The organism is Acidovorax sp. A1169 (assembly GCF_030704685.1).
Classification (GTDB): Bacteria; Pseudomonadota; Gammaproteobacteria; order Burkholderiales; family Burkholderiaceae_C; genus Acidovorax.
Window position 1 is genome coordinate 106947 of sequence record NZ_JAUZDX010000010.1, and the last position, 23451, is coordinate 130397.

At 65.4% G+C, this 23451-nt stretch carries 38 protein-coding genes and 1 pseudogene; 22 read left to right on the forward strand and 17 right to left on the reverse strand.

From position 1 onward, the window contains the following. Window positions 1-5 precede the first annotated feature (5 nt). Window positions 6-593, forward strand: coding sequence for a hypothetical protein (locus tag QYL93_RS17375; protein WP_305744802.1), 588 nt, complete (start codon window positions 6-8; stop codon window positions 591-593). Here QYL93_RS17375 and ssb read toward each other — a convergent pair. The 4 genes and pseudogenes from ssb to QYL93_RS31975 all read right to left on the reverse strand — a co-directional run bounded on the left by ssb (window position 590) and on the right by QYL93_RS31975 (window position 3277). Next, window positions 590-1069 (reverse strand): single-stranded DNA-binding protein, encoded by a 480-nt coding sequence (gene ssb / locus QYL93_RS17380; protein ID WP_305744803.1) that lies wholly within the window; start codon window positions 1067-1069, stop codon window positions 590-592. The two genes, QYL93_RS17375 and ssb, sit on opposite strands and share 4 nt — an antisense overlap. A gap of 61 nt (window positions 1070-1130) precedes the next feature. Continuing rightward, entirely contained in the window at window positions 1131-2399 is a 1269-nt protein-coding gene (locus QYL93_RS31965; protein WP_370876994.1) for a DNA methyltransferase, read from the reverse strand. A gap of 108 nt (window positions 2400-2507) precedes the next feature. Then, window positions 2508-2774, reverse strand: a pseudogene (locus tag QYL93_RS31970) (helicase-related protein); the annotation flags it as partial. Then, window positions 2732-3277, reverse strand: a complete 546-nt coding sequence (locus QYL93_RS31975) for an endonuclease VII domain-containing protein (protein ID WP_370876995.1) — start codon at window positions 3275-3277, stop codon at window positions 2732-2734. The pseudogene QYL93_RS31970 and the gene QYL93_RS31975, both read right to left, overlap by 43 nt. On the opposite strand from QYL93_RS31975, the gene QYL93_RS31980 reads away from it, so the two are divergent. After that, the gene (locus QYL93_RS31980) at window positions 3267-4214 is read left to right on the forward strand and encodes a hypothetical protein (protein WP_370876991.1); all 948 of its coding nucleotides are present in this window, start codon (window positions 3267-3269) and stop codon (window positions 4212-4214) included. The genes QYL93_RS31975 and QYL93_RS31980 overlap by 11 nt on opposite strands. Before the next feature lie 78 nt (window positions 4215-4292). On the opposite strand, the gene QYL93_RS17390 is transcribed toward QYL93_RS31980, so the two are convergent. From QYL93_RS17390 to QYL93_RS17440, 11 genes are all read right to left on the reverse strand, one after another. Continuing rightward, on the reverse strand, window positions 4293-4913 hold the full coding sequence (locus tag QYL93_RS17390) for a hypothetical protein (protein WP_305744805.1): 621 nt from the start codon (window positions 4911-4913) through the stop codon (window positions 4293-4295). Beyond that, complete coding sequence (locus QYL93_RS17395) at window positions 4910-5458, reverse strand: hypothetical protein (RefSeq protein WP_305744806.1); 549 nt, start codon at window positions 5456-5458, stop codon at window positions 4910-4912. Before QYL93_RS17395 ends, QYL93_RS17390 begins: the two co-directional genes overlap by 4 nt. Window positions 5459-5607: 149 nt before the next feature. After that, a complete protein-coding gene (locus tag QYL93_RS17400) occupies window positions 5608-6696 on the reverse strand; it encodes a hypothetical protein (protein WP_305744807.1) in 1089 nt (362 codons plus the stop codon). A 9-nt stretch (window positions 6697-6705) separates the two neighbouring features. Then, a complete protein-coding gene (locus tag QYL93_RS17405; RefSeq protein WP_305744808.1) occupies window positions 6706-7434 on the reverse strand; it encodes a hypothetical protein in 729 nt (242 codons plus the stop codon). 2 nt (window positions 7435-7436) lie between these two features. Next, window positions 7437-8234 carry an ERF family protein gene (locus QYL93_RS17410; protein WP_305744809.1) on the reverse strand — a complete coding sequence of 266 codons (798 nt, stop codon included), beginning with the start codon at window positions 8232-8234 and terminating at the stop codon, window positions 7437-7439. Further along, the gene (locus QYL93_RS17415; RefSeq protein WP_305744810.1) at window positions 8231-8365 is read right to left on the reverse strand and encodes a hypothetical protein; all 135 of its coding nucleotides are present in this window, start codon (window positions 8363-8365) and stop codon (window positions 8231-8233) included. The genes QYL93_RS17410 and QYL93_RS17415 overlap by 4 nt, the downstream gene beginning before the upstream one ends. Next, entirely contained in the window at window positions 8362-8622 is a 261-nt protein-coding gene (locus tag QYL93_RS17420) for a hypothetical protein (RefSeq protein ID WP_305744811.1), read from the reverse strand. Before QYL93_RS17420 ends, QYL93_RS17415 begins: the two co-directional genes overlap by 4 nt. Next, the gene (locus QYL93_RS17425; RefSeq protein WP_305744812.1) at window positions 8619-8819 is read right to left on the reverse strand and encodes a hypothetical protein; all 201 of its coding nucleotides are present in this window, start codon (window positions 8817-8819) and stop codon (window positions 8619-8621) included. Before QYL93_RS17425 ends, QYL93_RS17420 begins: the two co-directional genes overlap by 4 nt. 51 nt (window positions 8820-8870) lie before the next feature. Beyond that, window positions 8871-9137, reverse strand: a complete 267-nt coding sequence (locus tag QYL93_RS17430; protein WP_305744813.1) for a hypothetical protein — start codon at window positions 9135-9137, stop codon at window positions 8871-8873. Between the two features lie 7 nt (window positions 9138-9144). Next, window positions 9145-9804, reverse strand: coding sequence for a hypothetical protein (locus tag QYL93_RS17435; protein WP_305744814.1), 660 nt, complete (start codon window positions 9802-9804; stop codon window positions 9145-9147). 1040 nt (window positions 9805-10844) lie between these two features. Continuing rightward, window positions 10845-11114, reverse strand: a complete 270-nt coding sequence (locus QYL93_RS17440; protein WP_305744815.1) for a hypothetical protein — start codon at window positions 11112-11114, stop codon at window positions 10845-10847. 151 nt (window positions 11115-11265) lie between these two features. Between QYL93_RS17440 and QYL93_RS17445 the strand changes: the two genes are divergently transcribed. Then, window positions 11266-11556 (forward strand): hypothetical protein, encoded by a 291-nt coding sequence (locus QYL93_RS17445; RefSeq protein ID WP_305744816.1) that lies wholly within the window; start codon window positions 11266-11268, stop codon window positions 11554-11556. Window positions 11557-11769: 213 nt separating this feature from the next. Here QYL93_RS17445 and QYL93_RS17450 read toward each other — a convergent pair whose 3' ends face one another. Further along, window positions 11770-12537, reverse strand: a complete 768-nt coding sequence (locus QYL93_RS17450; protein WP_305744817.1) for a S24 family peptidase — start codon at window positions 12535-12537, stop codon at window positions 11770-11772. Window positions 12538-12616: 79 nt separating this feature from the next. Here QYL93_RS17450 and QYL93_RS17455 point away from each other — a divergent pair, with 79 nt between their 5' ends. Then, a complete protein-coding gene (locus QYL93_RS17455; protein WP_305744818.1) occupies window positions 12617-12871 on the forward strand; it encodes a YdaS family helix-turn-helix protein in 255 nt (84 codons plus the stop codon). 263 nt (window positions 12872-13134) lie between these two features. On the opposite strand, the gene QYL93_RS17460 is transcribed toward QYL93_RS17455, so the two are convergent. Next, the gene (locus tag QYL93_RS17460; RefSeq protein WP_305744819.1) at window positions 13135-13377 is read right to left on the reverse strand and encodes a hypothetical protein; all 243 of its coding nucleotides are present in this window, start codon (window positions 13375-13377) and stop codon (window positions 13135-13137) included. Between the two features lie 86 nt (window positions 13378-13463). Between QYL93_RS17460 and QYL93_RS17465 the strand changes: the two genes are divergently transcribed. The 18 genes from QYL93_RS17465 to QYL93_RS17550 all read left to right on the forward strand — a co-directional run bounded on the left by QYL93_RS17465 (window position 13464) and on the right by QYL93_RS17550 (window position 23451). After that, on the forward strand, window positions 13464-13721 hold the full coding sequence (locus tag QYL93_RS17465) for a hypothetical protein (protein WP_305744820.1): 258 nt from the start codon (window positions 13464-13466) through the stop codon (window positions 13719-13721). Window positions 13722-13785: 64 nt separating this feature from the next. Then, complete coding sequence (locus tag QYL93_RS17470) at window positions 13786-14103, forward strand: hypothetical protein (protein WP_305744821.1); 318 nt, start codon at window positions 13786-13788, stop codon at window positions 14101-14103. 2 nt (window positions 14104-14105) lie between these two features. Continuing rightward, the gene (locus tag QYL93_RS17475; RefSeq protein ID WP_305744822.1) at window positions 14106-14297 is read left to right on the forward strand and encodes a hypothetical protein; all 192 of its coding nucleotides are present in this window, start codon (window positions 14106-14108) and stop codon (window positions 14295-14297) included. 36 nt (window positions 14298-14333) lie between these two features. Next, complete coding sequence (locus QYL93_RS17480) at window positions 14334-15212, forward strand: hypothetical protein (RefSeq protein ID WP_305744823.1); 879 nt, start codon at window positions 14334-14336, stop codon at window positions 15210-15212. Then, on the forward strand, window positions 15209-15664 hold the full coding sequence (locus QYL93_RS17485) for a hypothetical protein (RefSeq protein WP_305744824.1): 456 nt from the start codon (window positions 15209-15211) through the stop codon (window positions 15662-15664). Before QYL93_RS17480 ends, QYL93_RS17485 begins: the two co-directional genes overlap by 4 nt. Then, window positions 15661-15960, forward strand: a complete 300-nt coding sequence (locus tag QYL93_RS17490) for a hypothetical protein (RefSeq protein WP_305744825.1) — start codon at window positions 15661-15663, stop codon at window positions 15958-15960. Before QYL93_RS17485 ends, QYL93_RS17490 begins: the two co-directional genes overlap by 4 nt. After that, a complete protein-coding gene (locus QYL93_RS17495) occupies window positions 15957-16388 on the forward strand; it encodes a hypothetical protein (protein WP_305744826.1) in 432 nt (143 codons plus the stop codon). Before QYL93_RS17490 ends, QYL93_RS17495 begins: the two co-directional genes overlap by 4 nt. Window positions 16389-16401: 13 nt before the next feature. Next, the gene (locus tag QYL93_RS17500) at window positions 16402-17043 is read left to right on the forward strand and encodes a hypothetical protein (RefSeq protein WP_305744827.1); all 642 of its coding nucleotides are present in this window, start codon (window positions 16402-16404) and stop codon (window positions 17041-17043) included. Then, window positions 17036-17557 (forward strand): DUF1367 family protein, encoded by a 522-nt coding sequence (locus QYL93_RS17505; protein WP_305744828.1) that lies wholly within the window; start codon window positions 17036-17038, stop codon window positions 17555-17557. The genes QYL93_RS17500 and QYL93_RS17505 overlap by 8 nt, the downstream gene beginning before the upstream one ends. Next, a complete protein-coding gene (locus QYL93_RS17510; RefSeq protein ID WP_305744829.1) occupies window positions 17554-17889 on the forward strand; it encodes a hypothetical protein in 336 nt (111 codons plus the stop codon). The genes QYL93_RS17505 and QYL93_RS17510 overlap by 4 nt, the downstream gene beginning before the upstream one ends. Further along, the gene (locus QYL93_RS17515) at window positions 17886-18236 is read left to right on the forward strand and encodes a hypothetical protein (protein WP_305744830.1); all 351 of its coding nucleotides are present in this window, start codon (window positions 17886-17888) and stop codon (window positions 18234-18236) included. The genes QYL93_RS17510 and QYL93_RS17515 overlap by 4 nt, the downstream gene beginning before the upstream one ends. Next, window positions 18233-18544: a hypothetical protein gene (locus QYL93_RS17520; protein ID WP_305744831.1), complete on the forward strand. Its 312-nt coding sequence runs from the start codon at window positions 18233-18235 to the stop codon at window positions 18542-18544. Before QYL93_RS17515 ends, QYL93_RS17520 begins: the two co-directional genes overlap by 4 nt. 8 nt (window positions 18545-18552) lie before the next feature. Further along, window positions 18553-18855: a hypothetical protein gene (locus QYL93_RS17525; protein WP_305744832.1), complete on the forward strand. Its 303-nt coding sequence runs from the start codon at window positions 18553-18555 to the stop codon at window positions 18853-18855. Then, complete coding sequence (locus tag QYL93_RS17530) at window positions 18852-19436, forward strand: terminase small subunit (protein ID WP_305744833.1); 585 nt, start codon at window positions 18852-18854, stop codon at window positions 19434-19436. Before QYL93_RS17525 ends, QYL93_RS17530 begins: the two co-directional genes overlap by 4 nt. Continuing rightward, window positions 19426-20136, forward strand: a complete 711-nt coding sequence (locus QYL93_RS17535; protein ID WP_305744834.1) for a terminase large subunit domain-containing protein — start codon at window positions 19426-19428, stop codon at window positions 20134-20136. Before QYL93_RS17530 ends, QYL93_RS17535 begins: the two co-directional genes overlap by 11 nt. Further along, complete coding sequence (locus QYL93_RS17540) at window positions 20133-20879, forward strand: terminase large subunit domain-containing protein (protein WP_305744835.1); 747 nt, start codon at window positions 20133-20135, stop codon at window positions 20877-20879. The genes QYL93_RS17535 and QYL93_RS17540 overlap by 4 nt, the downstream gene beginning before the upstream one ends. Window positions 20880-20938: 59 nt before the next feature. After that, window positions 20939-23218, forward strand: coding sequence for a hypothetical protein (locus QYL93_RS17545; RefSeq protein WP_305744836.1), 2280 nt, complete (start codon window positions 20939-20941; stop codon window positions 23216-23218). Further along, window positions 23215-23451, forward strand: a complete 237-nt coding sequence (locus QYL93_RS17550; RefSeq protein WP_305744837.1) for a hypothetical protein — start codon at window positions 23215-23217, stop codon at window positions 23449-23451. Before QYL93_RS17545 ends, QYL93_RS17550 begins: the two co-directional genes overlap by 4 nt.

Genomic DNA, 23451 nt, shown 5'->3' on the forward strand with positions numbered 1-23451 from the left:
GCGAGATGGATACGAATCAATTGGCGGAGGCATTAGCGCGCGCTGTGGAACTGGCAAAGCCTGCGCAGGAATACTGTTTGCTCTGGTTTTGGACGGATTGGTGGCCCTTATGCATGACCAAAGCTGAGTGGTCTGGGTGGACGCAGGCCATCTTCAGCGTGCTGGCGATTTACTTTTCCGTCTATCTGTACAGGAAGCAGTCGGAAGCCGGGCTTGCAAACGAGAGACGCATGAAGTTAGACGCAGCCAAGGAGGTTCATCTACTCATTGGGGAGTTGACTACTACCCTTGGGGAAGAGGCCAAAACGGTTGAAACCTGGCCGCAGTCATTGCCCTTCAACCGCCAACCTGAGCGCCTCAGGGCAGCTCTGCCACTGATAGAAAGCATGGCCGGTAAGCCGTTACCCCCAGAATGCATTTGGAGTTTGATGCAGATCAGGACGGCATTCACTGATTTGGTCGAGTTAATGGATCGGAACCAGGGCAATATCGTTGCTGGTCATTCGAGAATCCAAATGGCTTTGGACGGCATGCGCCTGCGTGCCACTACAGCGTCGACCCACGTCTCGGAGTTTGCGAAACAGCTGGGCTAAAAAGGTATGTCATCGTCCATGTCGTCGAACCCTGAAGATGCGCGCGGTGGCGGCGCTGGTGATCGCGCCGGCGCCGCCGCCTGACGCTGCTGCTGCCGCGGAGCCGGCGCAGGCGCATGCCCCTGCTGGCCGCCATCGTCGCGCGGCCCGCCCAGCATCTGCATCTGGTCGGCCCTGATCTCGGTGGCGTACCGCTCGGTGCCCTGCTGGTCGGTCCACTTCCGGGTGCGCAAGCTACCCTCCACGTAGACCTGGGAACCCTTGCGCAGGTACTGGCCGACGATCTCGGCCAGGCGGCCGTTGAAGATGATGCGGTGCCACTCGGTGGCTTCCTTCATCTCCCCGCTCTGCTTGTCCTTCCACTTGTCCGTGGTGGCCACGGTGACGCTGGCCACCTGGTCCCCGCTGGGGAAGGTGCGCATCTCGGGATCGCGGCCCAGGTTGCCGACGATGATGACTTTGTTGACTGATGCCATGGTGCTCTCGGGTTGCCTGCCGCCTCGCGCGGCAGGAGTTGGGGTGGTGATGGGCCGCAGGTCAGGCGGCCTGCAGGTCCAGGGTGTCGAACAGGCTGGGCATGCTGATCTCACGCTCCATTGCCTCGCAGTAGCTAACGCCATCGAGGAAGTAGCGCGAGCTCAACTCGCAGCCGCGCCCGCGGCGGCCGGCCTTCACGGCGCGGTATGGCACAGTCATGAGGCCGCCAAACGGGTCGTAGACCTCCTCCCCGGGCATGCTCCATTGGTTGATCGCGCGATCGGCGATATCGAACTGCATGGGGCACAGGTGCATCTCGCGGCCCTTGGCCGACTGGGCGCCGTTGAGCGTCAGCATGCGGGTGATATCGCTCCACACCTCGTCGCTCCAGCTCTGGGGCTGCAGCAGCATGAAGGTGACGGGCAGCATGCCCTTGGTTTCCAGGTGCTCGCCGACGCGGACGTGGTGCTCGAAGTCGTAGACCTGCTCCAGGCTGTATTGCTTGAACAGCTTGAAGATCGCATCGTGGGGCAGGCTCTCAAGGTGTTCGGGCGTCAGCGGCCGATCGCCACTGCTGCGCGTGAAGCCGTGGGCATCGAGCTGCCACCGCGCGCGGGAGTAGCCGGTACCGGGCACCATCTGCAGGTTGCGCTCGAAGGGCACTTGGTTGCCGTCCTCGTCCAGGCTGAGCGGTTTGTCCTTCACCACTGGCGTGTCGGCGTAGCTCTTCTCGGTGCTGCTGGGCGGCTTGCGGAAGATCAGCAAGTATTCGGGCATGCCCACGCCCATTTTGCTGCCGTCCTTGCACTGCTCGCTCCAGCCCAGGCGGTAGGTCTGGTTGTTCTCCCGCACCACGTCGGTGACGATGGTCTTCATGCCCATGTACCCGAAGCCGTGCTTTCTGAAACACTGGATGGTGTCCAGGTGGAAGGGGTACACCGTCTGGAAGCCCAAGCCCGTCATGCTGCCCGGCACGATGCGGTCCTTCACATGGATGGCCGCCAGGCGCCCGGGCTTCAGCACGCGCAGCAGCTCGGGCACCAGGTAGTCCATCTGCTGGAAGAAATGCGCGTTGTTGTCGGTGTGCCCGAAGTCCGCATAGTTGGGCGAGTACTCGTACTGCGTGCTGAACGGAATCGACGTGAGCACCAGGCCCACGCTGTTGGCCTCCATGCGGGCCGTCTCGCGCACGCAGTCATCGTTCACGCAGGTGAAGCGATCACCTTTCACCTCCACGCGCTCCACGCCCAGGGCGCGGGTCAAGGACTCGGCCATGCCGGACTTCGACAGGCCAAACTCTCGGATGATTTCAGTCATCTTTGCAACCATTTCATTGTGCTGGGCCCACTTGCGCTCCAGGTCCCGGCGGACCTGGCGCTCGGCCTCGGTGTAGATCAGGTGCACCACGCAGGCGTGCTGCTGCTGGAAGCGGTGGATGCGATGGATCGCCTGCAGGATGTCCTGCGCCTTGAAGCTGATGCCTGCGAAGACCATCGTGTGGCACTGCTGCAGGTTGACGCCAGCCCCATACATAGAGGGCTTGGTCAGAAACGCGCATGTCTCCCGGTTGCGCCAGGACTCGAGCAACGGGTCGCGCTCGTCGATGGTCTGGGAACCGTGCAGTGATGAGCAGGAGATCGAGAGCGCGGCGAGAGCCTTCTCTATGGCCCGCTGCTCGTCGTTGAGGTCGCACCAGATAACAACCTGGTCATCTCCTGCGCCTTGCGCATGCTCAAGTACTCCAGGGCCCGCTCCAGGTTGGCCGGGCTCTCGTCCAGCATCCCCAGCGCCGCATTGCAGCGCCTGCATAGGATCCCCCGTACCGATCCCGACACATGGCAATGGTCGATCGATGGCACGTGCGATTCCGTCAGGAAGCGCTCGCATATCGGGCACTGGTGTTCCTGCATGTCCAGGATGGCCTTCTTCTGCGCCGCCGTGATACCGTACTTCTTGAGCCGCGCCTTCTTCCCCCGCGCCCGGTAGCCAGGCTTGTTGGCCGCATAGTTCGCCCTGTTCCTGGCGCGCTGCTTCTCCAGCAGCGCTTCCTTGTTCGCAGCTCGGTACTCCTGCTGGTACTGGTCCCGCGCGCCGGGCTCGGCCAGGTCGCGCTGCTGATCGCGCGCCTTCTGCTCGGCCAGCAGCCGCTCCCTGTTCTTCCGGTAGTACGCCTTGTTGTAAGCCAGGCGGGCTGCTTTGTCGGACATCGGCACGGATGATCTCCATCAGTTTGGCGACACGGGCAGAGAGACTATCGCGCTTTTCGCGCGAGGCCTCGATGATGCCGATCGCCTCGGCCTTGAACATGCGCGCCTGGCCGTACACCTCGTGTCCAGCCATGTCGTGGTTGGCGTTGATCTCGTGCCACCGCACTTCCAATGCCGGCAGGTCATACCCTTCATCGCTGAAAACCAGGTCGCTGGGCCGCTGCACGAAGATGCCCCACGACGCGCAGAAAAGCCAGAACTCGCGTTCCTTGTGCGGGTGGATGGTGAGCTGGTCCGCTTTCTCGCTGTTGCGCTTGAAGAACCTTGTCTTGGCCTGGCCCACGTCCATGATGTCCAGAAACGCCGCGTAGGCCAGCAGTTCGATGAACTCGTTCGGGCTGGGCGTGGCCGTGGCCACGAACCGGTACCGCACGCCAGCGCTGCGCACGCGCGCATCCATGGTCTTGCGGTCGCCAGCGAACAGGGCCATGAACTCGCGGAAGGTCTTGGTGCCGCCGAAGCCGCGCAGGCACGAGGCCTCGTCCAGGCTGGCTACCACGAACAGGGTGGGGTCGAGCTTGCCGTCGCGGATGGTCTCGTAGTTCGTGAGGTAGATGCCCTCGGGGTCGTCGCACTCTTCGATGCGGCGGATGAACTTCACCTTGATGCCCAGCATGGCGGCGTCGCGGATGAACTCCTGCCGCACTCCCAGCGGGATGACCAGCAGGCCCATGCCGCCGGCCTTGGCGCGGGTGATGCGCACGATCTCCAGCTGCATCACGCTCTTGCCCAGGCCGAAGGCGGCGAAGATCGCGCGCCGGCCGCCGCGCACCGCCCAGCAGACGATGGCAATCTGGTGGGGCTTGAGCAGCGGGTTTACCTCGTGGGGATCGCAAGCAAAGCCGGTGTCGGTGGGCAAGGTCACCTTGGCGCGTAGGAAGTCGTCGTATGCGGTCATGTGTGGGCGTGAAAAAGCCCGCGCGTGGCGGGCTGGTGATGGGAGTGGGCGGGGCGGTCAGGGCAGGCGGCGGAACTCCACCGCCCACACCCAGGGGTTTGCGTCCCAAGAGTCGGAGCCGTTGATGTGCTCCCAAAGCTGACGAAACATCAGGCGAGTCTCGCCGGCAGGGATGTCCTTCACCGGCGTGTCTTGTTCCAGCGCCCAGGAGCGCGAACCCTCGGCTATTGCATCGGCCTCGCTGATGTCTTGGAGACGCTCCACGCGCACGCCCGTCACCTCCAGCGTGATGCGGCTGGCCCAGCGGGGCATGAACATCGGCGGGCGGTACTTGCCGGCCCCTGGCTGATGAGCTTCATCGGCCTCGTGCCAGATGCGATGCGCGGTCGTCAGGTCGCGCGGAGGGAGCTGGTCAGCTTCGGCCACGGTGCGCCAGGCTTCCCGCACCCAGAGGCTGTCGCCGGGCTGGCCGTAGGGGCAGCGCTCCAGCATGTCCGCGCGATCGCTCGCTCGGTGCATGAGGTAGGCACGGCTGAAGCCATCGCTGCCGCGCGGGCCCGGGAACTCTTCGCCCAGCACGCACTGCCGCGTGCTCGCGATGCGCCGCGTCTGCGTCTTGGCGCCGCTGAGCACTGCGCGCACCATCGCGGCCTTGAATGGTATGGGGCGTTCTTTCACAGCACGATCTCCAGGTTTCGGCCGGCGCTATCGCCCACCGGGGTGACGTTGCCCGCGCCATCGACCGCCAGCCCTGCCTCGGTGAAGAGGTCGGGCGGCCCTTCGATGGACACGCGGTCTTCGTCCTGCACCAGCTTGGCCAAGTCGGAGACGTCCCCCGCGTCGGGGTAGAGAGACACGCTGCAGCCCAGCGTGATGACGCCGCCATCGGCGGGCTCGATGCTGAACTTCTTCACGTCGCAGCCGTGGAAGGTGCGCAGGCCGATCTGCACGGTGGCGCTGCTGATCTGGTTGGCATAGGTCACAGGGGCCAGGAAGGCGTTGCGCACGATCAGCGCGGCGGTGTCGCCGCGCCATAGGAACGCCTCGAGCGCGTCATCGAAGTACGTGCACAGCCGGCGGTCGACCTTGCTGAACGACAGCTTCACATCGACCGCCAGGACCTTCTCGTCCTCTGGGCCTTCCTTGCGGACGTTCAAGTGCCGGATGGCGGCCGGCCCTTCGAGCTTGAAGGGCGGGCGCTGGGGTTGGGGAGCGTTTTCCAATGGGCCTCCGGATGTGGTGATGGGTGGGGCGGCCTGGCCTTCTCAGCCCGGCGCACGGCGGTTCCTGTAGTCGGCGCTGCCAACGGGCCCCGAGGCGTCTCGCAAGGGGCTGCAGGGGCGATCCGCGCGGCGTGCCGCCCCGGAAAGGGTCAGGCGGCGGCCAGCTCGAGGCGGTAGCTGCTGGCCACGGTGCCGGCGTGGCGCGCGATCGCTGCGCAGATGGCCGAGAAGTCTTCCTCGTGGTACAGCATGGCGCTGCCGCGACGGCCGGCGGGCTGAAAGCCCAAGCCGCGCAGGCCCTCGGCAGTGGTGCTGATGTGCGCCAGCCGTTCGTTGATCTGTCCGATGGTCAGCGAGGCTGCGCTGGGGTCGCGCGGCTCGGCGGGCGTGACCGCCTGCCCGGCGGGCGCCGTGCTGTCGGGGGCCTGGTCGTCGTCATCGAACGCCATGGCAGCGAACTGGGCGGCGGGCTTCGGCTGGGCGGCCAGGGTGGGGGCATGCGCAAAGGCCGCGCGGTGTGGTGCCGGCGTGGCGGCAGGGGCCGGCGCAGGCGCCTGAGCGCCCAGCGCTGCCCGTGCAGCGGCCAGCTCCTGCTGCAGCCGCTCGTTCTCCTGGCGCTGCCGCGTGCTCTCCGCGATCTCGCGCAGCCTGGCCACCGTGGTGTTGCGGGCGGTGTCGGCCTCGGGGGCGAACTCCTCCCACTCGGGGCCGAACTCCATCGCTTCCAGCGCGGTGATGGCGCTGGCCAAGGATTCCAGCGACTGACCTGCCGCCTGGTCAGCGTAGGCGCGCAGCTGGTCGATGTTGGCGCGGTGCCCGGCTACGCGCTCCGCTTCGAGGCGATCGCGCTCGGCCTTGTCGTCGGCCTTGCGCTTCTCCTCGACCTTGATCTGGGCGTCGATTGCATCCTCGACAGGCTTCACGATGTCCACCAGGCGCTCAACCTCGGCGCCCATCACCTGCTTGAGCTCGTTCACGTCGGCCTTCACACTGGCTTCGGTGCGTGTGAGCAGGCGGCGGCCGTTGTCGCGCAGGTCGGCGCGCGCCGCCTTGGCCTCGGCCATGCCCTTGGTGGTGGTGACGTCGTACACGACATCCCTGTAGCGCTCGGCCATGGCCAGCAGGCCGGCCTCGGCTTCCTTGAACTGCGCCAGCACGGTGTCCTTGATGGACAGGGGCTTGGACAAGATGGCGCCAGCGGTTGGCGCTGCCGCGACTGCGTTGGTTTGGTCGGTCATGGATGGCTTTCAAGAAAAGAGGGTGGGCAGTTGCACGGCATTGCGCCGTGGTGCTGGGGGCGGCGCGGCGGTGCGCGCCTGGACGTCGATCACGTCCTTGCGGTGCAGTTCGGCGAACTCGTGCACCAGCTCGTCGTAGTGCGCGCGGGCCGCTTCCAGGCGCAGCTGGATCAGCGATTCCTTTTGGTAGTCGCGCTCCAGCTCCCAGGTGGTGACCCGCAGGTGCGGTTGGATGTGGTCCACGACGTGCAGCTCCAGCGGCTCGTCGCGGATCAGGTCGTCGGGGGTGTCCACGAGGACGTAGTTCACCTCCCAGGCGTCGGCGTCCCACAGTCGCATGTAGCCGCGCATCTGCCACTCGTACAGCGGGTTGATGCAGTCGGCCACCCAGCCAGGAAAGGTGCGGATCGACCACGAGGCCTTGATGTCGTGCCCCCGGCGGCGCGGTGGGTTGAACAGGTCGCACTCGCCGGTCAGCAGCCCCAGCGTGCGGCGCTCGGTGTTCTTGGCCAGGTTCCAGCCGCGCACCTTGTTCAGGAGCGCAATGCCCTCGGCCTCCATGCGCAGGCCCTTCTCGATCTCACGGCCGCCGGCCTCGAAATCGACGGAGAAGATCTCCTGCTTGACCAGGTTGCGCAGGTAGGTGCGCGCGCCGATCGACAGGTCGCCCTCGGCCCGGGTCTTGGGCTCGGTCATCAGGTGCCCCAGGCTGGAGCAGCGGAACAACACGTCGCGCATGGTCAGCTGTCCAGCGGCAAGGTGACGCCGTGCGTCTCAACGGCCTTGGCGAAGATCGCGTAGCCGTCGCGGTCCTTGGCGTCCTTGAACACCACTCGGCCTTCTCTCATCACGGCCGTCAGCGCGGACCGGGTCCTGGTGGCGTTCACTATGTTGACCCACTTCGTGGCCAGGCTCTCGGCCCCGGTGCCGTCCGGCGCGCCCTGGCCGTCGTCGTCCTCGTCGCTCTCTGCGGTGCCGGTGATGGCCTTCAGGGTGTGGCGCTCCAGGTAGGTGGTGGTGGAGATCACCGCCTGGATCGCGTTCTTGCCACCGCTGGCGTCTGGCGGGCTCGACAGCGACACCTCCTCGCAGTGGCCCAGGCGGTGGCGCAGCACGCAGGTGATGGTGATCATTCCGCCTTCCTGGCGGGGGCGCCAGGACCATGACAAGCCGTGCGCCGACAGTGCGGGGCCCAGCAAGTCGGTCACGTCTACCAGTTCAGCATGCTTGTACTGGGTGCGCCCGCCCGTGCGGTTCTCAAAGTCCACCTGCTTGCGCTTCGGGATCTTGATGTTCATGGCCTTGAAGGCGGTCAGGGCATCGTTGAACGCCTTCTCGGCCTCGCGGCGCTCCCAGCGCTCCTGCATGTCCATCATGCGTTCGAACTGGTCCAGGTTGCCGTTCTCACGCAGCAGATGCAGCATCAGGCCGGCGGGAGAGCTGATGGCGATTGCTCCCATCGTGGTGAGGGCGGGCAGGGCCTCGGGGACGGCGGTTTGTGCCAGCGTTGGCGTGTCGGCCAGTTCGGTGGTGGTCATGGTGTGGGCGTATAGAAGATCCCGGCCAGCAGGCCGGTGGTCAGGCAGATGAAGAAGCCCAGGCCGGCGATCAGCAGGATCTGCTGCAGCTCTTCCAGGGCGGTGGGTTCGGGCTGGTCCTGCTCGGTCATGGCCGGGCCGCCGTGGTGGTGATGTCGCGCAGGCACTCGGCCACCTGGTCCTCAACCCACACGGCGGTTTCGCCGGGGCGGCAGGCGTGCTTCTGGAACTGCTGCAGCGCCCAGTCTCGGGAGTGCTGGGCTTCGGCCAGTTCGCGCTGGTACTGGGCCTGGCGTGCCTGGGTGTCGTCGGCCTGGGCCCACAGGAAGGCGCTCAGCAGTGCGATGATGGCCACGGCCGTGGTGAGGTTGGGGGCGGCGCTGTTCATTGCGATGCCCCTGTCCACTCGTGGTGCTGCTGGCACTGCTGGGCGCGCAGCGCGCGGCGGCAGCTGGCGTCGTTTGCCTCGATCCGCTCCACCTCGGCCCAGGCCTTGGCGCGCAGTTCCAGCAACTCGGTGGGCGTGATCGGGGGCGGGGCGTGCGGCGCGATGGCACGCTGCATGGTGCTGTGCACGTTCTGCATGGTGTTCTCCGTAGGGCGTAAAAAAGCCCGCGTGGTGCGGGCTGGTTGTGGTCAGGGGATGTGGCTCCAAGCCTCCTGGCTCAGAACCTTCTCGATGCTGCGTTCGTGCACGCCGAACTTTCTGGCCAGCGCTGCGTTGCTCAGGTTGTCTCTGATGTGGTCGCGCAGCTTGTCGCGCTGGCGCGCGGCGCTGCGGATCTCGGCCACGTCCAGCGGCATCAGCTTGGACTGCGGCAGCTCCATGCCGCGCTTGACGAACTCGGTGCGACGCTGCTCCCACTCGTCGCGGTGCAGGCCGTGCTTTGATCCGCGCCCCATGTGCTGGTCAGGCCGCCACCGGCTCTTTGGCCAGGTCGTATTGCTGAATGCCCCAGGCCAGCGCGTAGCAGCACCAGGTGAAGCGGTGGGTGTAGCCTTCGAGGCTGTGGTCCCAGAAGTCCTGAAACTGGAACTTCTTGCCGGCCACTTCCGCCTCGAAATCGTTTGCCATGCGGATCGCGTCGCCGGTCGTCTCGGGGCGCTCGCTGAAGTAGCCGGTGCCCAGCAGTGCTTCCTCGACCTGCTCGCGCAGCTCGCGGCGCTGTGCTGCATCGGTGCAGTGATCGCGCCACCATTCCACCAACTGCTCTTTCACGACCCGCTCGAAACGGTCGTAGCTGAACTCCATGGCAGAGCCAGAGCGGCGCGAGCCGTCAACGGCCAGCAGCTTCTCTGACCAGTAGGAGAGGTTGATGCGCAACTTGTCATCGTCGCGCCGGTCCGTCCGGAAGAACTCGAACATGTCCGCCAGCCGCGTGAACACGTAGGTGCCCATGTCGCCGCAGTAGCACAAGTATCCGGGCCACGTGATCAGGTCGAAGTGCATGCACATCGAATTTGGCCGGCTGAACCGGATGTGGCGGTAGAGGCCGTCGTCCCGGATCACATTGATCTGGTGCTTGGCGATGTCGCGGAGAAATTCCGCTTCCTGCGTGCCTGGTTGCATGGCGTGCTCCTGTGGAGGTGGGGAAGAAAAAACCGCTGGTGCGCCCAAGAAATGGAGGGAGGGACGGAGAGGGGCGCGCGGTTGGAAAGGGGTGGGGCGGCGGGCCGCTATGAGGCCCTGGAAACGCTGCCGTTGGTGTGTGCTGTGCCTTACGAGGTGCTGACCCCGACCAACGCGCAGCGACCGCAGTCGCCGCCCCGAAATGGTCCCCGCTGCTTTCCCGGGGTGGTCGTGATCGCTCTCTTGCACCAGAGTGCCCAGCGCCCGCCTTGGCCTTCGGCGGCGGTATGGGTGCGTCGGGTGCTCATGCCATCACTGAAGCGGGCCCGGTGACACTCGGGCTTGCATGCCTTTGCAGGGCCTCGCAACGCGGCTTGTCCTGCATGTTTCGGAGGGTTTTGGTGCCGGACATCGAACACCAAGCGTGTGCTCTATCCACGCCGCCGCTTCAGTGATGGCCCTGTTGCCAGGGCATCCATGCCGCATTTCCTCCCCACGCTGGGTGGGGCATGCGGCCTGCGTTTTTGCGCAGAGCCCAAGGGGAGGGAGTGACCGCCACTAATTCACCCTTGGATGGCACCTTGCTGTTCTTGGCAGTGCCGCCTCACCTGTCTCTATCCCCGACAGTCCGGGCCTCAGCATTCGCGAGAGGTTGTTTGTGATGGGCACCTGTTGCCAGGCGTAATCACGCAGCTTTTTAAGGAGCCGGGCGGCCGGGGTCGATGCCTTGGTGCCCATCGCTGCTGTGTGCTGCGATGGGTTGAATTATGCAAACAGGTTTGCCGTTGTGCAAGCATTATTTGCAATTTAGTTTGCATTTGATCTAGACTGCCCGTCACGCCCATCCCGGGCGGGCATGAAAAAGCCACCCGAAGGTGGCCAGGAGAATCAAATGACAAACGACGGGTCAGCGAGTGCGCGGCTTGTGCAAGACGGCCGTAAGTTCTATTTGGAGGCGTGCACGTCAACTGGTGAACGCGCGTTGACGCGGTTGGCGGAAAGCGGGGCTGGCGTTTTGGTATCGCCGTCCACTTCGGTGGCTACAGGGCGCCCTTCAACCACTCCATCACATCATCCTGTTGAGCTCGGCCCCACCACGGCCGGTTCAACGTAATCACAAAGCAGTTGTCATCAGCATCCAGAAGGGGTGCTAGGGCGTTGTAGACCTGCTCGGGCGGTAGGTCGGTGGAGACTGCATAAGACGACTCTGACAGCCGCGCCCATGCAGGGAACAGGTCTTTTAGCGTCTGAAGCAGTGGTGGACGCTTCGTCTCGTTGTTGAGGTCGTATGTGATCAGCAAAACTGCCATGGTCCCTCCCAGGGATGGTTGTTGAGGAACATCCATCGTAGCCCGGAAGGGCTTTTTTCTCGTGTGCTGAATGGCAGGCCTTCGCGAGGCCTTGGCAACTGCCCGACGATGAGTAATACTGTTATTTCATACAGTATTAAAAGGTGCGAACATGCAGAACGACGAGAGCGGTGCGGTGGGTGAACTGGTCGCCCAGATGCGAAACGAAGAGGTGGGGGTTCCCTTGGTGCGCGATGTAGCTTTGGCCTATGCGCGCCAAGTGGCAGCGATCGCGCACAAGCTGTCGCCCGATGAGCTGGCGTCTATGGTGGAGCTAGGTGTGGTGATTGATCGGCGGTCGTCGCGCCTGGTGCCGATCATGGGGTCGATTGGCGACGAAGGATGGATTTCCGACAACCTCGGACGTCCACAAACGTCTTTAGGCGGTGGTCGGCCGCTGTGATCCACTGCATGTTGCTGGGGTGGTCCGCGCCACCCGCGCACAACGGCACGATGTGATCTACCTGCCAGCCAGGACACGCGCCACGGGCACGGCCGGTGGCGGGGCAGGGCTGCTCAGCCTTGAAGGCCCGGACCTGCGCCTGGTCGCGGGGGATACGGGCCTCGGCTGCCAGCGGAGTCAGTACCGCTACAGCCAGCAACGCCCGCAGCACACTCAATACTGCTCGCTCCGCCACACGGTGAGTACCTTCCCCAGAACCTCGAAGTGAGGGTTGTGCGGCGATATGTCGTAGGGGGGGAAATCTGGATTCTTCGAGATGATGCGCAGAATGAACCCGGGGCCATTGAACTCTGGTACGCGCTGGACAAGCTTTATGAAACCCTCATCCCCGACCCGGAAAAAGAACACCCCTTCTTGATCCACCACCTTCACCCCGGTATCGACTAGCAAGGGGTCGCCAGGGTTGTACATCGGACGCATTGAGTGGCCAAAGCCGGTGACGATGCACAGATTTCTGAACCCTGTGTGCGTTGGAACGTTGCGGTTCAGCCATTCCTGGCTGACTCGCCAGCTTCGAATGATGCCCGGTTGATCGTCCAACAGAAGCCGACCAGTGGTGTCCATACCGCCACCTGCGTCGTATTGGGTGATGACCATGTCAGGAGGGGAATCGATGCTGGAGACCGGCGCTTCATGGGGCGCTGGCGCTGGGCTGTCGATGACGCTGCCTTTGTCCGGCTTGAACGATCCCGCTGCCAATGCTTCCGCAGTCGAACCCATCGCCGCCGCCAGCGCGGTCAGGTAGCGGACTGTCCGAAATTCCTTCTCAAGCAGTTGCTCGATGTTCTGTCGTTTGCATCTCTCCCCTTCTGGGAGGTCGCGCTGGAACTTTGCGACGGCTTCGGCAAGTTTCGCGGGGCTGTAGCCCTCGCCCTTGGCTTCGATGAACGCCCTGACTTGATCGGCAAGTGACTTTTTCATTGCAAACGATTTTGCAGCTATTGCTTGCAATCTAGTTTGCGTGATACATTGCAAACTAATTTGCATTCGAGTCACCCATATGGCAAACAGCACCGGTATTCAGCGCGCCGTCGAATCCTTCGATGGCAGCCCATCCAAGTTGGCGAAGGCCGTTGGAGGTGGCGTTCTTCGTCAGCACGTTGAGCATTGGCTCAAGACGGGCCGTGTTTCTGCGGAGCGCTGCCCAGAGGTGGCCGCCGCAACTGGCATCCGCTGTGAAGACCTCAATGATCAAGTGAATTGGGCGCTGGTACGTTCCAGTGAGCCAACCAAGACGGAAGCCGCCCATGGCTGAGCAGGACCGCCTCCGCAGCGTGAAGAGCGGGCCGCTGTCACGAAAGGGGCGCATGCACTGGGCCCCACCCCTTGCGCGCGAGTTCGCCCGCGTTGCTGAAGGCTTTGACGTGCCGCCTGCGCCACGCCAGCACAGTGAGCACTGCAAGGCCTGCGGCCATCTGTATGAGCCAGGACCGTGGAACGAGCCGAACCCCTGTCCCCATTGCCCCATGCCATGGCTGATCCCGAAGGAAAAATTCTGGCGCAACCGCGACGCGCGCCTCAGGGCTGAACAAGCCGCTGGATGCTCTGCGCCATCGACTGGAGTCCGTTCAGCCATTCGTCGGCTACTTCGCTGGATGGCAGTGCTTGGCTCTCCCAGGTCAATACGTTCTGGGGGTAGCCGTTCATGAAGATTGCCTTCTTGTCCGGCGGCAGAAGCCCTACCAGCGTTGCAATGGCCAAGGCCAATGCCTCGCGCGCGCCGTCTTCGTATGTGCGGTGTTCCGGTGATTCTTCTGGCATGTCTGCCCCTCTCGGGAATGGTTGTGTAGGAGCTTCCATTCTGCCCCGGGAGAGGGCAGGCACCCGATTGCACAGGGAGGCCATCGATGGTTGACCTCGAACCGATGCGGCGGGCTACCGAGGCGCTGGCGGCCAGCATTGCGGCGCTCCAGGCCGAGCTCAATGCTCTGCAGAACGCGATGAATGCCCAGGCGCACCACAGCTACCGGGACCCGCCTCCGCCTGTGATGGCTGCGGGCCGGATGCTGGACCCTCCCGCCGTACCGTGGCCGCACCTTCCACAGCCCGTGACCTGCGCAGCGCCTGCCACTGTCTGGCAATGGAGCCACGCACAGCACCGCTGAACGACGTGAACGGCCTTTCGCTTTCTCTTCGCCCTGTCTCCGCAATGGAGCGGGCGCCACCGCCGTGCTGTTCGCCGGCGGGTTCCTGATCAATTTCCACGGGGGTGGCATGCACAACAACGAATCCGAGAGCGGCCTGCAGTTCGCCAAGGCCCGCAACGACGAGAACGACTACACCGAGCTGCGCCTCACCGTGCCCAAGTGGCTCGCGGGTGTCATCGACGCGCACTGGCAGGTCCGGGGCGGCAACCGCTCGAGCGTGGCGGTAAAAGTACTGGGTGATTGGGCACGGCTTGAAGTCCATGCAGCTACTGTGACGACTCGTGTCCTGCGCGGCAATCCGGACCTTCCGGATTTGCCTCCGGAACTGAGGGAGGGCTGACCATGTACGGCATTCGCCCTCTCACGCCCGAGGCCTTGCGCGCGCAGGCCCAGCAGGCTGCAGCGCAGCAGGTGCCGCTGCGCGAGGCCAACCACCACGAACCCGGCAGCGAGCTGTGGGTGCAGTTCAACCGCGCCTATAGCGAGCACGAGACGCGGCTCCACGCGCGGCGCCAGCGCAAGGCGGTTGCATAGATGGCCACGACACCCTGGTACCGCCTCTGGAGCGGCATGCAGAACGACCCGAAGTGGCGAACCATCGCGCGGCTGTCCCAGCAGCGCATTGGCGACGTGATCTCGGTGTTTCTGCACGTGCTCGACAACGCATCGAACGCGACCGAACGCGGGCGAACAGAAAACCTGAATCCCGAAGACATCGCGAGCGCGCTCGACCTTGAGACGCAGCAGGTAGACGCGATCCTCGCCGCCATGCAGAGCCGCGTGATGGATGGCCCGGCTGTGTCTGCGTGGGAAAAACGCCAGCCAGCCCGGGAAGATGGGTCTGCAGAGCGGTCCAAGCAGTGGCGCGAGGAGCAAAAGGTCAAAAAAGAACGCGAGCAACAGCAGCCGAACGCGACCGACCACACACCGAACGCAACCGAACGCACTGAAACGCCCAGAGAAGAGAAGAGAAGAGTAGATATACCACCTGACGGTGGTAAGGCGCGCAAGCGCGCTGCCACCCCCGCAACTTCGCCACCTGGTCTCGAAGACGTGCCCGAGCGGATGCTTGCGGACTACATGGCCGTGCGGAAGGAAAAGCGCGCGGGCCCACTCACCGACACGGCCGTGAAGGGCTTGTTGCGGGAGGCAGACAAGGCGGGCATCACCGCGGCGGAAGCGGTGCAGGCTTGCTGCGAGTTCGGCTGGCAGGGCTTCAACGCCGGCTGGTACGCCGAACGCAAGAGCCATCGTGGAACGACTGCCGCCAGCACGGCCCCTGCCGAAACCGTCTACCAGCGCTCCATGCGCGAGCGAATGCAACAGGCCGTGCCCAGCATTGCCCGCCGTGCGCCGGCGCCCGCCCAAGACGCCGCCGACTTCTTCCGAACCGTCGAGGTGCCCGCCCGCGTGGTGCCCGACTCCAACGCCATCGAGGTGACCCCATGAGCCTTCCTGCCGACTGGATCGACAAGATCTTCACCAAGCTGACCCTGGCCTATGGCCGTGACTTTCTCGGCCGCTGGGAGGGGCTGGAGGAATCCGCCGTGAAGGCCGACTGGTCGCACGAGCTGGCCGGCTTCGAATCGCATCCGGACGCGATCGCCTACGCCCTGGCCCATCTGCCGATCAAGCCGCCGACCGTGCTGGAGTTCCGCGCGATCGCCCGGCTGGCCCCGCCGCCACCACTGCCGCGCCTTGAGGCGCCCCGCGCGGATCCGCAGCGCGTGGCAGAAGCGCTGCAGCGCCTGGGTCCGATCCTGCAAGGCACCAGCACCAGGGGCGGCAAGGACTGGGCGCACGCCATCGTGAACAGGGCCATGTCCGGCGAGCGCGTGACGCCGAACTCGCTGCGCGTGGCGCGCGAAGCCTTGGGCATTCCGAAGGGCGGTCGACCATGAGCTACATGAGCGAAGCCAACGCTATCGCCGCCACCCTGCGCGGAGAGATCCGGCTCAGCCCCCGCAGCATGCTCGGGCCTACGGACAAGCAGTTGAAGGTGCTGCAGTTCATGCGCGACTTCCACCGCGAACAGGACCAACTGCCGCCCGTGGCGTTCATCGCCCGGCACTTCGGCTGGCGGTCGCCCCAGTCCGCTTTGGGGCATGTCGACGCGCTGATCGCCAAGGGCCTGCTGCAGCGCAATGTCTGCGGAAAGCTGCGTTTCCCGCGCCCAGTAAAGGACGGTGCCGCATGAGCCTGATCCTTGGAATCGACCCAGGCGCCAGCACTGGCGTGGCCACCTACGTAGACGGCGAGCTCGCGTCGCTGGAGACGATCGCTCCCCACCAGCTGGAGCGCACGCTGCGCGCCGTGCTGCCCAGCCGCGTGGTGTTCGAGGACTCGCGCCTCGAGACGCGCGCATGGAACGCCCGGCAGAAGGCTGCCTACGGCGCCGCGCTGGCCACCGCCCGCAGCCTTGGCCAGGTGGACGCCTGGTGCCGGCTGATCACCGACCTGTGTGCCGAGCTGGGCATCCCCGCCCACGGCATCAGCCCCACCGCGAAGGGCGCCAAGCGCGACGCCGAGAGCTTCGCCATCACCACCGGCTGGAAGGGCCGGTGCAACCAGCACGAGCGCGACGCCGCCATGGTGGCGTGGCCATACCGGCGCGCAGCACGTTGAAAGGAACACCATCATGGAAAAGAAACTGAAGGCCTACGAGGTGCGCGAGCCTGACGAGGGCCATTGCTGCATCGAGTTCGCCACCAGCAACGCCGCAGCGCGGCGCCAGGGGGCAAACGAGCTGGGCACCGAGTTCGAATACGTCGAGCACTGCCGCCGCGCGCCTTGGGCGGATGCTTATGCCCCGGGACCCGTGCCCGTTGAGGCCACTCTCGCGGCGGGTTGGAGGTGGGGCTGTCAGCACTGCGATTGCACCTTTGATATCGACGGCCGTGGCTACGACGAGGACGACGAGCGCGAAGACGACTTCGGCCCTGTCGGTGACGAACGGAGCGGCGTTTACTGCAGCGAGACCTGCCAGCAGCAGGAATGGGCCGAGCGCCGCGCGCGCAAGGTGCTGGAGTGCGCTGTCATCGAGGCCGCCGCAGCCGCCTATCCCGACGCCACGAACATCACGGCTCACGAGGACTACGGCACCGATCCTAAAAGCGGGCGCCGCCTTTCGGATGCGACGCACTGGAAGGCAGTGTTTCGAGTCCCCGGGCTGCAGTACGGCGTGCACTGGATCCTAGGCGACGATTGTGTGAGCGTGTCGCAATGCGATGTCGAGGCCTGGAACGCGCGCAAGGCGCAGCAGGAGGCCGCCCATGCCTGAAATCACCCTGGTGCGCCAGGACCCCGCCGCGATCAGCGAGGCCGACAAGGACACCGCGCGCCGCGTCATCTTCGGCATGGTCGACGGCCTGGGCGAGGGCGGCCGCAAGCAGTGGCGCCGGCTCTGGCGCCGCATCCTGGGCCTGGAGCCCGGGGAGATGATGGAGATCACCACGGTGCAGCCGCGCCTGGGCTGGTATCACCGCAAGCACATGGCGCTGGAGCAGGCGGTCTTCGAGCTGCAGGAGCGCTTCGCCGAGTTCGAGGACTTTCGCACCTGGTTGAAGGTGGGGGCAGGGCATGTGAACTGGTTCCCCGGCCCCAAGGGAGGCGTGATCCCGGTGCCGCGCTCAATCAGCTACGGCAAGCTGGAGCAAGGCGAGATGGAGGTGTACCACGCCGCGGCCGTGAACTTCCTGCGCACCGAGCATGCCGGCGCCACGCTGTGGAAGCACCTGAGCCCGACCATGCGGATCCAGATGATTGAGACGGTACTGGGAGGGTTCGGAGAATGAATGCCACGCAACTCGCCGAGATCATTCTGCGCGCCAGCACCCGCAAGCTGGATGACGAGGTGCGCATCGTGGCGCAGGCGCGGGCGGCGACCATGGGGCCGCGCCACACAGTCGGCCTGCACTCCGCTGGGTACGGCATCGACTGGGAGAACGGCACGTTCGAGTTGATCCCCGCGACCCCGCTGACCGTGCTCACGCCCGAGGAGTTGGCAGAGGTGCGCAAGAGCATGGCCATGGGCCAGAGCTGGCATGCGTACAAGTCCTGGAAGAAGCAGGATGAACGGATCAAGGCACTGGAGGCCGAGCTGGCGACGCTGAGAGGCCGCGCATGACGGCCCGCCTCATTTCGTCCCAGCGCCACCTGGACCCCGCCATCGTGGCGCGCAAGGCAGCGACGTTCCAGGTGTTCGTGGTCAACGTCATCGAACTGACCCTGCGCGGCATGCCATACCGCGTGCTGGTGGATGGTCACCACAACCTGGCGGCCGCCCGGCTGGTGGGCGTGGAGCCGACGTGGCGCAGTGCTCCCAAGAAGCTGCAGCGGATCATGGACAGCACGCCCCGGGCGGACTTCGAGCGCTTCCTGATCAACAACCTGACCGATTCGGACTGGTACGACGTGGACACCGGCGCCGTGGTGCTGGACCTACTGGGGATGGAAAGGGCCGCATCTGCATGAGCGACGCGACGAAGACCATCACCAGCGCCAGGCGCAATGGCCTCAAGGCCCGCATCGAGAAGCTGCTGACCGACAACCAGACGCGGGACTACAGCGTGCACGAGATCGGCGCCGCCCTGGGCGTGCCCAAGACCGAAAACTCGCAAATCTGCTCGGCCCTGTGCAAGTTGCCCGTGCGCAGCGTGATGGGCCCCGCTGTGGGCAGCCTGGGCCGCCGCTACACCAAGCGCTACCGCATCGTGCCCAAGCCAGCGCCCATCGTGGTGCGCGAGGTGGACATGCGGCGCGAGCTGGCATTGATTCGATAGGAGAGACCATGGACTACGACACCGACGAGACTGAAGACCTGCATTTCATTGAGCTGCAGGCACCTGGCGCACCCACCCTTTATGCCGGCGTGACCGGATCAGGCATGGTCTACCTGCGGGGGGACCTGCACCCCCTGGGCGCCGCCACAGCCCTGATCAAGGCAGCGCGGGAGCACATCCCCTATGCCGCCATCAGCGCGGTAAACGTGCTCTTTCCGGCCGACTGGCTGCGTGGGGAGTGCCTGCACGACGGTGACCGGCTGCGGGTGATCGACAACATGGAGCGGATGGTGCGGGGGGCGCGCACGTGAAACCCCTGTCCGCCCCCATGGAGCTGTTCGCCCGCCGGCACGCCGAGGGCGCGAGCCAGTCCGCAGCCTATCGCGAGGCGTACCCTCGCAGCGTGAATTGGAAGCCCGACAGCGTGCACTCCAAGGCATCCACCCTGGCGGCGGATGTGAGGGTTGCGGCAAGGGTGGCCGAATTGCGGGCGGCGGCGGTCGAGCGCACGGGCGTGACGCAGGACCAGATCATCAGGGAGCTGTCGCGCATTGCCTTCTTCGACATCCGCAAGATCTTCAACCGCGATGGAAGCCTGAAGAACGTGCTCGACCTCGACGATGACACCGCAGCGGCGATCGGCTCCATCGAGATGCTCGACATTGGCACAGACGGGCAACTGGTCATGTCCAAGAAGTTCAAGACCGAGAGCAAGAAGGCCGCGCTGGAGCTGCTGGGCACGCACCTGGGCATGTTCGTGAAGAAGTTCGAGGACGTGACGGACCCTATGACCAAGGCGCTGGGCAACATGCCGCCCGCGCAGGCCGAGGAGATGATCGCGGCGCTGGCCCAGGTGCGCGCGATCAAGGAGAAGAGCCGCAGTGCTTCCTGATGCCCTGGAAAATGCCACGCTGGAACAGATCGAGGCCATGGAGGTCCTGCTGCTGCGGCGGCTGGCCGGCTGGCGCATGCGCAACTTCTTTAAGGACGATGGCCCCCTGCGCCGCGAGCTGTACGGGCGCCACATGGCCTTCTTCCGGGCCGGGGCCACGCACCGCGAGCGCTGCTTTATGGCCGGCAACCGGGTGGGCAAGACCATCGGCGGGGCCTACGAGACCACGCTGCACCTGACTGGGCGCTATCCGGACTGGTGGCAGGGCCGGCGCTTCGACAAGCCCATACACGCCTGGGCGGCTGGCAAGACGACCGAGACCACCCGCGACATCGTGCAGCTGGAGCTGTATGGCCAGCCCGGCCAGCCAGGCACAGGGATGATCCCGGCCGACGACATCGTGAAGGCGCGGCCCAGGCCCAACGGCAATGGAGCGCTCGATTTCATCCGCGTGAAGCACCTGACTGGCGGCGAGAGCGTGCTGGGCTTCAAGTCCTACGACCAGGGGCGCAAGGCCTTCGAGGGCACGGCCAAGCACTGGGTGTGGCTGGACGAGGAGCCGCCACCCACGGTCTACAACGAATGCCTGACCCGCACGGCCACGACGCAGGGCCTGATCGCCATCACGTTCACCCCACTGGAAGGCGCCACCGAGGTGGTGCTGGACTTCCTCACCAAAGGCCAACAGGTAACGACATGAGCAAAGCCATCATCCAGGCCGGCTGGAACGACGTGCCCCACCTCGACGAGAAGACCAAGCAGGAGCTTGCCGAGAGCTATCCGGAGCACGAGCGCGAGGCCCGCATGAACGGCGTGCCCGTGTTGGGCAGCGGCAAGGTGTTCCCCGTGGCCGAGGAGTCGATCGTGTGCCCACCCTTCGCGCTGCCCGCGCACTGGCCGCGCATCGTGGGCCTGGACTTCGGCTGGGACCACCCGGCCGCAGCCGCCTGGCTGGCGTGGGACCGGGACACGGATACCGTCTACGTGTACGACACCTTCCGCGTGCGCGAGACCAGCGTGGCCATGCAGGCGCCGCTGATCGCTGCTCGTGGGAAGTGGATGCCCGTGGCATGGCCGCACGACGGCCTACAGCACGACAAGGGCAGCGGCGAGCAGCTGGCGGGCCAGTACCGCACCCTGGGCGTGAACCTGTTGCCCGAGCGCGCCACCTTCGAGGACGGCAGCAACGGGCTGGAGGCGGGCATCAGTGACCTGCTCACGCGCATGCAGACCGGGCGCTTCAAGGTGTTCTCCACCTGCGGCGACTGGCTGGAGGAGTGGCGCCTGTACCACCGCAAGAACGGGTTGATCGTCAAGCTGCGGGACGACTTGCAGAGCGCGACCCGCTACGGCGTCATGATGCTGCGCTTTGCGATCACCCAGCCCAAGGCGTCCACCCTGGGCGGCGGCTCCAACATGGCCAACCGGCGCGGCGGCTACTGAGCAAACGGCATTAATGCCAGCGGTGGGGGATTCGGGCCGCGCGCGTGACCATGCGCGGCATGAACGCTGCCACCGCCCAACCTCCGACCCTTGCCGGCTTGTCTGAAGAAGAGCTTGCCGCCCTGGTTGCGGCTGGCGAGATCACGGCCGACGAGGTGGTGGCGCTGCTCGAGCAGCAGCTCGACCCCGAGGCACAGCGCCAGCAGGAAGACCAGGACCGCCGCGACGCCGAAGCCCGTGCTGTGCGCGTCAGTGCGCTGGGCCGCCGCCTGCTGACCCTGGCGCAGGAGCAGGTGCAGCAGCGCCAGGTGATCGAGGAGCGCTGGTACAAGGACGTGCGCCAGTTCAACGGGCAGTACGACCCGGGCATGTTCGGCGACGAGGGCGAGTACGGCAGCCGCATCTTCGTGCCGCTGACGCGCCGGCTGTGCGGGCTGGTGGAGGCACGGCTGTTCGACATGCTGTTCCCCAGCGACGAGCGCAGCTATGTGATCGAGCCCACCCCCGTGCCGGACCTGGACGAAGCAATGGGCCTGGCCGAGCAGTTGCCACCCGACACCCAGATGCAGTCCCCGGAGGGGCCCATGGTCACCGCCGGGGCGATGAAGGACTCCATCGGAGCCATGATGGACGAGGCGAGCAAGGCCTGCGACGCAATGCAGCGCGAGATCGATGACCAGCTCGCGGAGTGCAGCTACCCGCGCCATGCGCGCGATGTGATCCACGATGCGGTGCTGTACGGCACGGGCGTGCTCAAGGGCCCCGTGCCCCTATTCCGCACCACGAAGCGCTGGACGCAGCAGGGCGATGGCGCCTACGTCATGAGCCTGACCCGCAAGCCGCTGCCCCAGGCCAGCCGGGTGGACCTTTGGAACTTCTTCCCCGACATGAGCAGCACGCACATCCGCGAGGCGGAGTTCGTGTTCGAGCGCCACTACCTGACCAAACAGGAGGCCGCCGACCTGCAGGACATGCCCGACGTAGATGCCGACGCGCTGCGCCGCATGCTGGGGACAGATCCCACTACCCCCACCAACAACTACCGCGAGCGCCTGCGCGCCATCAGCGGCAGCAGCGGCGCCAAGGATCGTCGCTACGAGGTCTGGGAGTACCACGGTCCCATCACGGCCCAGGAGCTGATCGACTGCGGCTGCGCGGTGGAAGACGACCCGCTCAAGACCTACACCGGCGTGGTCTGGTTCGGCAGCCAGGGCGAGGTGCTGAAGGCTGCGCTCAACCCGCTGGACAGCAACGAACACCCGTACAGCGTGTTCACCTGGCAGATGGACGAGGCCAGCATCTTCGGCTTTGGCATGCCGTACGAGGTGCGCGACAACCAGGAGAGCGCCAACAGTTCCTTCCGCGCCATGCACGACAACATGGGCCTGTGCGTGCTGCCCCAGGTGGTGGTGGATGACCAGGCCATCGAGCCGGTGGATGGTTCGTGGCGCATGGCGCCGGGCAAGTTCTGGCGCAACAAGCGCCCGGGGGCGGATGCGCGCCAAGGCATCCAGTTCATCGCAATCGATGCGCGCCTCAAGGAGCTGCAGGAGATCTTCGGGATGTCCAAGCAGCTGATCGAGGAGGTGGGCACGCTGCCCGCATTCCTCCAAGGCACCGAGGCGCCCAACTACATGCAGAGCGCCACCGGGGCCAGCATCGCCTACACGGCTGCCAACCTCTGGGTGCGCCGCGCCGTGCGCAACTGGGACGATGACATCGTCACGCCGCTGATCACTCGCTTCTTCGACTGGAACATGCAGTACAGCGAGAAGAAAGAGATCAAGGGCGACAGCCGGGTGCGCGCCATGGGCATCGCGGCCCTGGTGGAGCTGGAAGGCCAGGCGCAGCGGCTACAGGCCTTCATGCAGACCGCCCAGGCCATGGGTCTGCCACCGAGCAACCAGATGCGGCTGATGCGGCAATTCGCCCGGGCCTTCAAGCTGGACCCCGACCAGGTGCTGCCCACCGAGCAGGAGATCGCCAAGATGCAGCAGGCCGAGCAGCAGCAGGGGCCGAAGCAGGATCCGCTCATGGCCAAAGTTGAGCTCGACAAGGCACGCCTGCAGCAAACCCAGCAGATCCACCAGGAAGACCAGGCCCTGCGCCGCGAGGAGATGGCTTCCAACGAACGCGTTATGGATCGCCGCATGCAGCTGGAGATGGCCGATACAGCAGCCCGTCTGGGCATCACCCAAGACGAAGCCATGCGGCGCTTCGGGTACGAGCGGGAGAAGACTCAGGCTCTCCTGGCTGACAAACAGGCAGATCGCGACAACAAGGCCCAGATGCTCAACGCCGAGATGCAGTTCGCTGCCCAGACCGGGAGGGGCGTATGAGCTGGGAGACGCAGATCAACCCGGCCACCGCCGTGTGGCGCGGCGTGGAGGCCTATGCCGCCGAGCGCATCGCCGAGCTGACCACCGTGTGCACCACGGTGCGCTCCACCGACGCCGAGATCCGCGCCGCGCAGGCCGCCATCCAGGAGCTGCAAGCCCTGCTGGCGCTTCCCGGCCGCATTGCCCTGCAGGCGCAGCAGCGCGGCACCACCGACCGCAGCAAAGGATACTGA

Excerpts from the sequence above, each read along its gene's own strand:
- QYL93_RS17505 (WP_305744828.1), top strand. The coding sequence starts at position 17,036 with ATGCCTGAAATCACCCTGGTGCGCCAGGACCCCGCCGCGATCAGCGAG.
- QYL93_RS17540 (WP_305744835.1), top strand. The coding sequence starts at position 20,133 with ATGAGCAAAGCCATCATCCAGGCCGGCTGGAACGACGTGCCCCACCTC.
- QYL93_RS17450 (WP_305744817.1), bottom strand. The coding sequence starts at position 12,537 with ATGAAAAAGTCACTTGCCGATCAAGTCAGGGCGTTCATCGAAGCCAAG.
- QYL93_RS17525 (WP_305744832.1), top strand. The coding sequence starts at position 18,553 with ATGGACTACGACACCGACGAGACTGAAGACCTGCATTTCATTGAGCTG.
- QYL93_RS17445 (WP_305744816.1), top strand. The coding sequence starts at position 11,266 with ATGCAGAACGACGAGAGCGGTGCGGTGGGTGAACTGGTCGCCCAGATG.
- QYL93_RS17440 (WP_305744815.1), bottom strand. The coding sequence starts at position 11,114 with ATGGCAGTTTTGCTGATCACATACGACCTCAACAACGAGACGAAGCGT.
- QYL93_RS17460 (WP_305744819.1), bottom strand. The coding sequence starts at position 13,377 with ATGCCAGAAGAATCACCGGAACACCGCACATACGAAGACGGCGCGCGC.
- QYL93_RS17400 (WP_305744807.1), bottom strand. The coding sequence starts at position 6,696 with ATGACCGACCAAACCAACGCAGTCGCGGCAGCGCCAACCGCTGGCGCC.
- QYL93_RS17480 (WP_305744823.1), top strand. The coding sequence starts at position 14,334 with ATGCAGAACGACCCGAAGTGGCGAACCATCGCGCGGCTGTCCCAGCAG.
- QYL93_RS17415 (WP_305744810.1), bottom strand. The coding sequence starts at position 8,365 with ATGACCGAGCAGGACCAGCCCGAACCCACCGCCCTGGAAGAGCTGCAG.
- QYL93_RS17475 (WP_305744822.1), top strand. The coding sequence starts at position 14,106 with ATGTACGGCATTCGCCCTCTCACGCCCGAGGCCTTGCGCGCGCAGGCC.
- QYL93_RS17490 (WP_305744825.1), top strand. The coding sequence starts at position 15,661 with ATGAGCTACATGAGCGAAGCCAACGCTATCGCCGCCACCCTGCGCGGA.
- QYL93_RS17510 (WP_305744829.1), top strand. The coding sequence starts at position 17,554 with ATGAATGCCACGCAACTCGCCGAGATCATTCTGCGCGCCAGCACCCGC.
- QYL93_RS17410 (WP_305744809.1), bottom strand. The coding sequence starts at position 8,234 with ATGACCACCACCGAACTGGCCGACACGCCAACGCTGGCACAAACCGCC.
- QYL93_RS17520 (WP_305744831.1), top strand. The coding sequence starts at position 18,233 with ATGAGCGACGCGACGAAGACCATCACCAGCGCCAGGCGCAATGGCCTC.
- QYL93_RS17500 (WP_305744827.1), top strand. The coding sequence starts at position 16,402 with ATGGAAAAGAAACTGAAGGCCTACGAGGTGCGCGAGCCTGACGAGGGC.
- QYL93_RS17405 (WP_305744808.1), bottom strand. The coding sequence starts at position 7,434 with ATGCGCGACGTGTTGTTCCGCTGCTCCAGCCTGGGGCACCTGATGACC.
- QYL93_RS17430 (WP_305744813.1), bottom strand. The coding sequence starts at position 9,137 with ATGGGGCGCGGATCAAAGCACGGCCTGCACCGCGACGAGTGGGAGCAG.
- QYL93_RS17485 (WP_305744824.1), top strand. The coding sequence starts at position 15,209 with ATGAGCCTTCCTGCCGACTGGATCGACAAGATCTTCACCAAGCTGACC.
- QYL93_RS31965 (WP_370876994.1), bottom strand. The coding sequence starts at position 2,399 with ATGGTTGCAAAGATGACTGAAATCATCCGAGAGTTTGGCCTGTCGAAG.
- ssb (WP_305744803.1), bottom strand. The coding sequence starts at position 1,069 with ATGGCATCAGTCAACAAAGTCATCATCGTCGGCAACCTGGGCCGCGAT.
- QYL93_RS17425 (WP_305744812.1), bottom strand. The coding sequence starts at position 8,819 with ATGCAGAACGTGCACAGCACCATGCAGCGTGCCATCGCGCCGCACGCC.
- QYL93_RS17550 (WP_305744837.1), top strand. The coding sequence starts at position 23,215 with ATGAGCTGGGAGACGCAGATCAACCCGGCCACCGCCGTGTGGCGCGGC.
- QYL93_RS17455 (WP_305744818.1), top strand. The coding sequence starts at position 12,617 with ATGGCAAACAGCACCGGTATTCAGCGCGCCGTCGAATCCTTCGATGGC.
- QYL93_RS17495 (WP_305744826.1), top strand. The coding sequence starts at position 15,957 with ATGAGCCTGATCCTTGGAATCGACCCAGGCGCCAGCACTGGCGTGGCC.
- QYL93_RS17375 (WP_305744802.1), top strand. The coding sequence starts at position 6 with ATGGATACGAATCAATTGGCGGAGGCATTAGCGCGCGCTGTGGAACTG.
- QYL93_RS17435 (WP_305744814.1), bottom strand. The coding sequence starts at position 9,804 with ATGCAACCAGGCACGCAGGAAGCGGAATTTCTCCGCGACATCGCCAAG.
- QYL93_RS17545 (WP_305744836.1), top strand. The coding sequence starts at position 20,939 with ATGAACGCTGCCACCGCCCAACCTCCGACCCTTGCCGGCTTGTCTGAA.
- QYL93_RS31975 (WP_370876995.1), bottom strand. The coding sequence starts at position 3,277 with ATGTCCGACAAAGCAGCCCGCCTGGCTTACAACAAGGCGTACTACCGG.
- QYL93_RS17515 (WP_305744830.1), top strand. The coding sequence starts at position 17,886 with ATGACGGCCCGCCTCATTTCGTCCCAGCGCCACCTGGACCCCGCCATC.
- QYL93_RS17420 (WP_305744811.1), bottom strand. The coding sequence starts at position 8,622 with ATGAACAGCGCCGCCCCCAACCTCACCACGGCCGTGGCCATCATCGCA.
- QYL93_RS17465 (WP_305744820.1), top strand. The coding sequence starts at position 13,464 with ATGGTTGACCTCGAACCGATGCGGCGGGCTACCGAGGCGCTGGCGGCC.